General features: G+C 76.3%; 8 protein-coding genes and 2 rRNA genes. 4 read left to right on the forward strand and 6 right to left on the reverse strand.

The annotated features are described in order from the left end of the window. Positions 1-28: 28 nt before the first annotated feature. From ACI790_RS06160 to ACI790_RS06170, 3 genes are read right to left on the reverse strand one after another with little or no spacing between them, the layout of a single operon-like run. Positions 29-1135, reverse strand: a complete 1107-nt coding sequence (locus ACI790_RS06160; RefSeq protein WP_456568905.1) for a GerMN domain-containing protein — start codon at positions 1133-1135, stop codon at positions 29-31. Then, positions 1132-2505, reverse strand: a complete 1374-nt coding sequence (locus ACI790_RS06165) for a sensor histidine kinase (protein WP_456568906.1) — start codon at positions 2503-2505, stop codon at positions 1132-1134. The genes ACI790_RS06160 and ACI790_RS06165 overlap by 4 nt, the downstream gene beginning before the upstream one ends. Positions 2506-2512: 7 nt before the next feature. Then, positions 2513-3229: a response regulator transcription factor gene (locus ACI790_RS06170; protein WP_456568907.1), complete on the reverse strand. Its 717-nt coding sequence runs from the start codon at positions 3227-3229 to the stop codon at positions 2513-2515. A gap of 115 nt (positions 3230-3344) precedes the next feature. On the opposite strand from ACI790_RS06170, the gene ACI790_RS06175 reads away from it, so the two are divergent. Together ACI790_RS06175 and ACI790_RS06180 are read left to right on the forward strand one after the other, a co-directional pair. Continuing rightward, complete coding sequence (locus ACI790_RS06175) at positions 3345-3746, forward strand: STAS domain-containing protein (protein ID WP_456568908.1); 402 nt, start codon at positions 3345-3347, stop codon at positions 3744-3746. 84 nt (positions 3747-3830) lie between these two features. After that, positions 3831-5195, forward strand: a complete 1365-nt coding sequence (locus tag ACI790_RS06180) for a cryptochrome/photolyase family protein (RefSeq protein ID WP_456568909.1) — start codon at positions 3831-3833, stop codon at positions 5193-5195. 232 nt (positions 5196-5427) lie between these two features. Here ACI790_RS06180 and ACI790_RS06185 read toward each other — a convergent pair whose 3' ends face one another. Next, positions 5428-5895, reverse strand: a complete 468-nt coding sequence (locus ACI790_RS06185) for a DUF309 domain-containing protein (protein ID WP_456568910.1) — start codon at positions 5893-5895, stop codon at positions 5428-5430. A gap of 187 nt (positions 5896-6082) precedes the next feature. Here ACI790_RS06185 and ACI790_RS06190 point away from each other — a divergent pair, with 187 nt between their 5' ends. Both ACI790_RS06190 and egtE read left to right on the forward strand, forming a co-directional pair. Continuing rightward, the gene (locus ACI790_RS06190) at positions 6083-6886 is read left to right on the forward strand and encodes a DUF4397 domain-containing protein (RefSeq protein ID WP_456568911.1); all 804 of its coding nucleotides are present in this window, start codon (positions 6083-6085) and stop codon (positions 6884-6886) included. 10 nt (positions 6887-6896) lie between these two features. Next, complete coding sequence (egtE, locus tag ACI790_RS06195) at positions 6897-8018, forward strand: ergothioneine biosynthesis PLP-dependent enzyme EgtE (RefSeq protein ID WP_456568912.1); 1122 nt, start codon at positions 6897-6899, stop codon at positions 8016-8018. Positions 8019-8347: 329 nt separating this feature from the next. Here the strand turns inward: egtE and rrf are convergent. Both rrf and ACI790_RS06205 read right to left on the reverse strand, forming a co-directional pair. Beyond that, a 5S ribosomal RNA gene (gene rrf / locus ACI790_RS06200) occupies positions 8348-8464 on the reverse strand. Between the two features lie 113 nt (positions 8465-8577). Beyond that, a 23S ribosomal RNA gene (locus ACI790_RS06205) occupies positions 8578-8714 on the reverse strand; the annotation flags it as partial.

An 8714-nucleotide genomic window follows, 5' to 3' on the forward strand; every position in this document is an offset into this window, starting at 1 on the left:
CACGCTCCGGTGTGCAGCTCTCCGCCCCTCAGCCCTGGGAGAGCACCTCGACCACGACCCGGTTCGGGTCCTGCAGCCGGTAGACGCGGAACGGGCGTTCGGCCGCGGTGCCGACGAAGGACGTCAGCCGCCCCTCGACGATCGCGTCGAGCACGACCTCGCGGACGGCCGGACCTGCGGCGGGCAGCGGATCGGGCCCCGCGTACGGCGGGATCCCGGTGTCCCCGGGCAGCCCCACCCCGGTGAGCACCAGCTGGAGGACCGCCTCCCCCGCGACGTCCACCGGCAGCCCGCTGCCCGCCGACCGCGCCTCGGGCACGTAGCGGGCGTCCCACCCGGGCAGCCCTGCGCCGGCCACCTCGAGGACGATCCGGTCGAAGCCCTCCGCGCGGCCGACGCGGACGTCGGTCACGGTCACGGCGGCCCCGGGTGACGCCGCGGCCGTGTCCGGCCGGGTGTCGGCGACGAAGGGCGGCGCCGCCGTGGGCGACACCCGCGGCGCGGTCGTGGTGGGCTGCGGCGCGGGGGTGGCGGGCGCAAGCGGTGGCGGCGAGAGGAAGGCGGCGTAGTCGGCCGGCAGCAACGGCCCGTCCGTGAGCGCCCCGGAGGGGAGCGGGGCCTCCACCGGGTCGCCTCCGCTGGTCAGGAGCACCGCCTCCACCCCCGGCAGGCTCGTCGCGGTGAGCACGATCTGCGCCACGGCCCGGCGGCTGGACGGGATGGGCGCGGTCCCGGCCAGGTCGATCGTCGCCGTGCCCCCCTCGACGCCGGTCACCGACAGCGTCACCCCGGGGGTCAGCGCCGTGGCCAGCCCCTCGGCCCGCTCCTCCTCGGTCGGGCCGGCGGCCAGCGCGGACAGCAGTTCGCCCAGCCGCTCCTCGGTGGGGCCCGTGCCGCTGTCCCGGGTCCTGGGGACGAGCGCCTCGTCGGCGCCGACGAGGTAGGCCCAGCCGGTCTCACCGGGGACTGCCGACGTCGCGGCCGACGGCGTGGGCGCCGGTGCGGCCAGCCCGTACGGGACGTCGGACGGCGCGATCGTCGAGGCACCCTCCCCGGTGGGGACGCCGCACGCCGCCGTTCCGGTGAGGACGGCGAGCAGCGTGCCGACGGCGCGCAGCCGGCGCGGGCGGATCACGTCCGCGCCGCCGGCAGCGAGAGGACGAAGCGGGCGCCGCCGCTCGGACCGGGGGCGCACCAGGCGGCGCCGCCGTGCTGCGCGGTGGTCTCGGCCACGATGGCCAGCCCCAGCCCGGCTCCGGGTACCGAGCGGCGCGCCGAGCCGGGCGCCCGGGCGAAGCGCTCGAAGATCCGTTCCCGGTCCAGCGGGGCCACGCCCGGGCCGGCGTCGTCCACCGTCACCACCACCGAGCCCTCGCAGCGCCGGACCCCCACGCACTCCGGCCCGCCCCCGTAGCGGTCGGCGTTGTCCAGGAGGTTGCGCACGGCCCGCTCCAGCCGCGACTTGTCCCCGAGCACGGTGGTCTCCGGCTCGGGGGCGGCGTCCAGCAGGGCGGCGGGCCGGCCGGTCCGCTCCAGCACCTCCCGGACGAGGGCCGTCATGGACACCGGGACGGCGTCGGGCACCTGCCCCGCGCCGTCGAACCAGGCCAGCTCCAGCAGGTCGTCCAGCGTCCCGCGCAGCCGCGCGACCTCGCCCTCCACCAGCGCTAGGGCCTGCTGGGCCCGCGGCGGGAGCTCCTGCCGCCGGGTGGCCAGCACCTCGACGCTGGTGGTGAGGCTGGTCAGCGGGCTGCGCAGCTCGTGGCTGACGTCCCCGACGAAGCGGGCGTCCCGCGAGATCCGCGCGGCCAGGGCGTCGACCATGCTGTTGAACGCCGCCACGATCCCCACCAGGTCCGGGTCGTCGGTCGCCGGGAGCCGGGTGGAGAGCTCGCCGCCGGCGATCCTCGTCGCTGCGCCGGCGACCTGCTCCAGCGGGAGCACCGCCCGCCGGCTGGCCCACGCCCCGAACCCGGCCCCCGCCAGGGTCGCCACGCCCGCACCGGCGCCGAGGACGATCGCCAGCGTGCGCAGCAGCGTCGCCAGGTCGTCGAGCGGCGCCACCTCGTAGAACTCCACCCCCGCGCTGACCACCGGGACGGCGACGACGAGCCGCGGCCCGTCCGCCGCGTCCACCCGCACCGAGCCCGCCGCGCCGGTGGCCACGATCCCCTGCAGCTCCGCCGGCACGTCCCGCCGCCCGACGTCCAGGCTCGAGGAGTACCAGTCGTCCCCCCTCCGGACGACGACCTCGGCGTCGCCGAATGGCACGAGCTCGCCCAGCACCCGGCCGACGTCGTCCCCGGCGCCGGACAGCCGGTTGCGGAGCACGTCGGCGTCGGCGAACGCCTGCTGGGTGAGCGCCTGCTCGCGCTGCTCCACCACGAAGCTGCGGGCCAGCAGCCAGGTGGTGGTCACGAGCACGGCCGAGACCAGCAGCGTGCTGGCCGCGAAACCCAGCACGATCCGTCGCCGCAGCCCGCGACGCCCCGGAACCCGGCTCACCCGCGGCTCACTGCGGGTCCAGGCGGTAGCCCAGCCCCCGGACGGTGACCACGAGCCGGGGGGCGCTCGGATCCCGCTCGACCTTCGTCCGCAGCCGCCGCACGTGCACGTCGACGATCCGCTCGTCGCCGAAGAAGCCGTGCTCCCACACCCGTTCGAGCAGCGCCTGCCGGCTGAGGACCCGCCCCGCCGCACCGGCCAGCTCGCACAGCACCCGGTACTCGGTCAGCGTCAGCGGGACCAGCTCGGTGCCGCGGTAGACCGTGCCGCTGGCCTCCCGCAGGACCAACGGGGCCCGCGGATCGTGGTCGAGGACGACGCCCGCCCGGGCGCCGTCGGCCGGGGAGCCGGCCGACGCCGGGGCGGTCCGGCGGCGGAGGGCCCGCAGCCGGGCGGTGATCTCCTTGATCTGGAACGGCTTGGTCACGTAGTCGTCGGCGCCCACCTCGAGCGCCGCGACGATGTCCTGGGTGTCCGCGCGGGCGCTGACGACGACGACCGGCAGGTCGTGGTCGCGGCGCACCTCGCGGATGACGGCGAAGCCGTCCATCGAGCCGAGCATCAGGTCGACGATCATCATGTCCGGCGCGGCGATGCCCACCATGCGGACGGCCTCTTCCCCCGAGGCCGCCTCGGCGACGTCGTACCGCTCGTCCTCCAGCGCCCACCGCAGCGCGGTCCGGATGGAGTCGTCGTCCTCCACGATCAGGATCCGCAACGACACGCGGCCATGCTGCCACCGAGGAACCGCGGCCCAGGGCGCGTCGGCTCCCGTCATCCGATCGCAATGTCGTGACCCGGGTGATCGCAAACTGCGGTGGTGAGGCTGGGAGCGGACCGTGCGGACACCGACCGCCGAGGAGACCGCCGTGCACCCTGCCGACCGCGACCACCGGGACCGCGACCACCGGGACCACGGTGCCGATGACCCCGCCGGGGACGGCTCCGGCGAGGTCGTCCTGCGGCTGACCGAGGAGATGCTCGCCGACGGGGTCGCCGACATCCGCTGGCTGCTGCACGACGCCCTGCTCGCCGGTGCGCGCCGGGTGGTCGTCGACGTCCGGGAGGTGGAGCACCTGTCCAGCCCGGCGGCGGCGAGCCTGCTCTCCGCCCACCGCGCCTGCCGGGCCCGCGGCGGCAGCGTCGTCGTCCGCGGGGCCAACCGCCGGACCCTGGACCTGCTGCGCCGCACGGGCCTGTGGCGGGTGCTGGGGCTGGAGGACCTCGACCGCTCCGCCTGACCCACCGCCGTTCCGCGGGCACCCACCCCGCTCCGCGCGAACTCCCGGGGAGCGGGGGGCGGCGTCGGTTCCTACGCTCGGCGGGTGCCCACCGCGCTGTTCTGGTTCCGCCGGGATCTGCGGCTGGGCGACCACCCCGCCCTGCTCGCCGCCCGCAACGCGGCCGGCCCGGACGGCGACGTCCTGCCGGTGTTCGTCGTCGACGACCGGCTGTGGGGATCGTCCGGCGACCCCCGCCGGCGCTTCCTGCTCGACTGCCTCGCCGCCCTGGACGACGACCTCGGCGGCGCCCTGGTGGTGCGGTCCGGCGACCCGGCGCACGTCCTGCCGGCGCTGGCCCGTGAGGGCGGCGCGACGTCGGTGCACGTCAGCGCGGACGCCGGCCCCTACGGCCGCCGCCGCGACGACGCCGTCGAACGCGCGCTGGGCGACGTCCCCCTCGTGCGCACCGGCTCGCCGTACGCGGTGACGCCCGGCCGGGTCACGAAGGCCGACGGGACGCCGTTCCGCGTGTACTCCCCCTTCGCGCGGGCCTGGCGGGAGCACGGCTGGCGCGCGCCGGCGCCACGCGCGGACGTCCGGTGGCGCACCGGCGTCCGCTCGGACGACCCGCCGCCCGCACCGGACCTCGGCGACGTCGTCCTGCCGCCCGCGGGTGAGGCCGCCGCCCGGGCCGCCTGGGCACGCTTCCGCGACGAGCGGCTGCCCGGCTACGCCGAGGGGCGCGACGTGCCCGGCGGGAACGGGACGAGCCGGATGTCGGCCTACCTGAAGTACGGCTGCATCCACCCGCGCACGCTGCTCGCCGACCTCGCCGCCGCGGAGCAGAGCGAATCGGTGCGGAGGTACGCCGACGAGCTGGCCTGGCGGGACTTCTACGCCGACGTGCTGTGGCACCGGCCGGAGTCCGCCCGGGAGTACCTCGAGCCCGAGCTGCAGGCGATGGGCTACGACAGCGGCCCGCACGCCGAGGAGCTGGTCCGCGCCTGGGAGACCGGCCGCACCGGCTTCCCGATCGTCGACGCCGGCATGCGCCAGCTGCTGGGCGAGGCCTACGTGCACAACCGGGTGCGGATGATCGTCGCGTCGTTCCTCGTCAAGGACCTGCACCAGGAGTGGACGCTCGGCGCGCGGTACTTCATGCACCACCTGGTCGACGGCGACCTGGCCAGCAACAACCACGGCTGGCAGTGGGTCGCGGGCACGGGCACCGACGCCTCGCCGTACTACCGCGTCTTCAACCCGGTCACCCAGGGGAAGAAGTTCGACCCCGACGGGACCTACGTGAAGCGGTGGGTGCCCGAACTGCGCGACCTCGCCCCGGAGCACGTGCACGAGCCGTGGACCGCGCCCGGCGGCGTCCCGGCCGGCTATCCGGAGCCGGTCGTCGACCACGCGCACGAGCGCCAGGTGGCGCTGGACCGGTACGCCCGCGTGCGCGGCCGCTGAGCGGCCCGCCGGATCAGCCGACGAGCAGCGTCACCGGGTCGCGCCGGACGACGGTGCGGACGACGAGCGCGACCGCCACGACCGAGGCGGCGGCGCGGGCGGCGAGCACGAGCGCGCCCGCGACCAGGGTGACGGCGGCGGCGACCCGACCACCGAGGCCCGCGCCCCGTCCTGCCGTGCTGCGTTCGCTGTCATCCCGCGGGGGTGCCCGGGCGACCCGCCGACGAACCGGTCAGCCTCGCAACCGGGGCGCGGCGGCCGCCGGGTCGGTCACGGCGTCCGGAGCCGCGGCCAGGGTCCGTGCCCACGTCACCAGCCCGTCGACGTCGACCCGGTGGGGTGGCGCGGCGGCGTACCCGGCGATGTTCCCCGCGCCCCGGTCCAGCAGCGTGGCCGCGCCGCGCGCGTTGCCGCGCGCGGCATGGGTCAGCCCGACGGCGAGCTGCGCCAGTCCGCGCCACAGCTGCCGCTCCCGCTCCGGCGCGGATTTCCAGGCGTCCTCGAGGACCTCGTGCGCGTGGAAGGGCCGTCCGGCGTCCAGCAGCGCCTGCGCCTCGGCGAGCGCCGCCCCGGGCGCGCGGACGACGCCCTCCGGAGCGCGCTCCTCGCCCACGGCGCCGCGCGGCAGGGGGCGCCCGAGGGCGTCCCGGGGCCGCGCGTTGCGGGCCCGCCCCTCGTCGTCCCGGTCGCGGTCGTCCACACCGCCATCCTGCCCGCGCCCGCCGATCGGGGCCTCCGCGGCGGCCCGCCGGGGCGGCCGGCCGCGCGAGAAGGTGACCGACCGCAATCTGATGGCGCTCGACAGATTGGAGGTCCGCCGGTGCATCCGGGGCCGGGGTGGCCGCGGAAGAGGGGGTATCGCACGTCCTTCGACGAGAGGAAAGAGCATGAACAACGTCCGCACGCTCGGCCGCACCGCTGGTGTCCTCACCGCCGCCGGCGCCATGGCTCTGGTCGCCACCCCGGCCCTGGCCGACAACCACACCGCCACGGTGTCGGTCCTGCACGCCGTTCCCGACCTCCCCGTCGACGTGTACGCCAACGGTGAGCGGCTGATCGACGACTTCCAGCCGGGCACGCTGACCGACCCGCTGCAGCTGCCTGCCGGCGACTACGACCTGGCGCTCTTCCCGGCCGACGCCGCCGACGCGTCCGGCGAGCCGCTGCTGTCGGCGATGGACGTAGCCGCCCCGGCCGGCGCCAACGCCACCGTGGTGGCCCACCTGACCGAGGCCGGTCAGCCCGCCCTGACGCCGTTCGTCAACGACACCAGCGCGGTGCCGGCCGGCCAGGCGCGGGTCACCGTGCGGCACACCGCCGCCGCTCCGGCCGTCGACGTCCGGGCCGGGGGCGAGGTCGTCGTCGACGGGCTGACCAACCCGAACGAGGAGACCCTCACCGTTCCGGCCGGCACCGTCTCGGCCGACGTCGTCCTCGCGGGCACCGACACCGTCGCCATCGGCCCGGCCGACCTGACGCTGGCCGAGGGCTCCTCGACCGTCGTCTACGCGTGGGGTTCCGGGGACGCCGGCTACGAGCTCGCCGTCCAGGACGTCGCGGCCCAGCACTCGGCGCCGTCCGGCGTCCCGGGTGGCACCGCCGAACGTCTCGGTGGAGCCGCTCGACGGCAACCCGACGCAGTCGGGCGTCTCCGTGGCCCGCGGCGAGCTGGAGAGCTGACCGGCGCCTAGCGTGCTCTCCGTGACCGCCACCCTGCCCTTCGACGACCTCGGCGCCCATTGGCGCGCGGTCCGCCCGCGGCCGCCGGGGCGGCACCTGGACAGCGCCGCGTCCAGCCGGCAGAGCCACCGCGCCCTCGAGGCCGCGGCCCACCACGCCCGGCACGAGGCCGAGCTGGGCGGTTACGTCGCCGAGGCGACCGCCGACGATCTGCTCCAGCAGGGCCGCTCGGTGCTGGGCGGGCTGGCCGGCATGGCCGCCGCCGACGTCGTTTTCGTGGAGTCGGCGCAGGCGGCGCTGGTCGCCCTGCTCGACGGCTGGCGGCTGCCCGCCGGATCGCGGGTGGCCTGCCTGCCCGGCGAGTACGCCCCCAACGTGGCCCAGCTGCGGGCGGCCGGTCTCCAGCCGGAGCCGCTGCCGGTCGACGACCTCGGCCGGGCCGACGTGGACGGCGTGGCGCGGCTGCTGGCCGCCGATCCCCCGCGGTTCGTCCACCTGACGCACATCGGGAGCCACCGGGGCCTCCTGCAGCCGGCGCGCGAGATCGCGGCCCTGTGCCGCGAGGTCGGCGTCCCCCTGGTGCTCGACGCCGCCCAGTCCCTGGGGCACGTGGACGTCGACCTGGGCGCGGACGTCGTCTACGGCACCTCCCGCAAGTGGCTGGCCGGCCCCCGGGGGGTCGGCGTGCTCGTCGCCCGCCCGGCGATCACCGCCCAGCTGACCCCGGTGCTGCCGGAGCCCGAGGGCGTTCCGCCGATGCGGGCGTTCGAGTCGGGGGAGGCGCACGTCGCCGGCCGGATCGGTCTGGTCGTGGCGGTCGGGGAGCACCTGGCGGCCGGTCCCGACCGCGTGCGCGAACGGCTGGCCGCGCTCGGGCGGGCCGCCCGGGAGCTCCTGGACGGCGTGGCCGGCTGGCGGGCCGTCGAACCGGCCGGGGAGCCGACCGCGACGACGACCCTGCGCCCGCCGGGCGGCGTCGACGTCGTCGAGACGCGCACCCGGCTGCTGACCGAGCACGGCATCGTGCTGAGCGCGATCGGCCCGGAGCGGGCGCCCGGCGAGATGACCGGGCCGGTGCTGCGCATCTCCCCGCACCTGGACGCGACGCTGGAGGACCTGGTGGCGCTCGCCGCCGCCCTCTGAACCGGGGCCTCCCCGGCCCTCGGCCCACCGGCTGCTCGTCCACCCCGAGGGCGGAACCGCCGCAGCGGGGCGGGGACACCGACGCCACCGCACTCCGCCTGTTCCGCCACGTGACGGAACGGCCGCCGTTGCCGTGCCGGTCCGGTCGCGGCTGCGCATGACGCGGAGCCGCCACCACCAAGGAGCCCCGCCCCCGCCGTTGACCCGCCCCGTCCGCGGCACCCGTCGGACGCTTTTCCGCGGTAAAGCACCCACTGCCGGCGGCGTTTTGGGTGCGGGTATGACGAAGGGGCCCCAGCACGGATGCTGGGGCCCCTTCGGGAATGGTTGTCCGGCGGCGTCCTACTCTCCCACCCCGTCTCCAGGGCAGTACCATCGGCGCTGAAAGGCTTAGCTTCCGGGTTCGGAATGTGACCGGGCGTTTCCCTCTCGCCATGGCCGCCGAAACTCTGTGAACATGTCGAACCAAGCCTGGTTCGTGCGTTCAGAACCGCACAGTGGACGCGTGACAATCTTCATGAATGACCCTGACATCACAGACCCGGGTGGGTAGGTGTGTGTGGTCAAGTCCTCGGCCTGTTAGTACCGGTCAGCTCCACACCTTGCGGTGCTTCCACTTCCGGCCTATCAACCCGCTGGTCTGGGCGGGGGCCTTACCCGGTTGACCCGGTGAGAGACCTCATCTTGAAGCGAGCT

Source organism: Blastococcus sp. SYSU DS0539 (assembly GCF_054050855.1).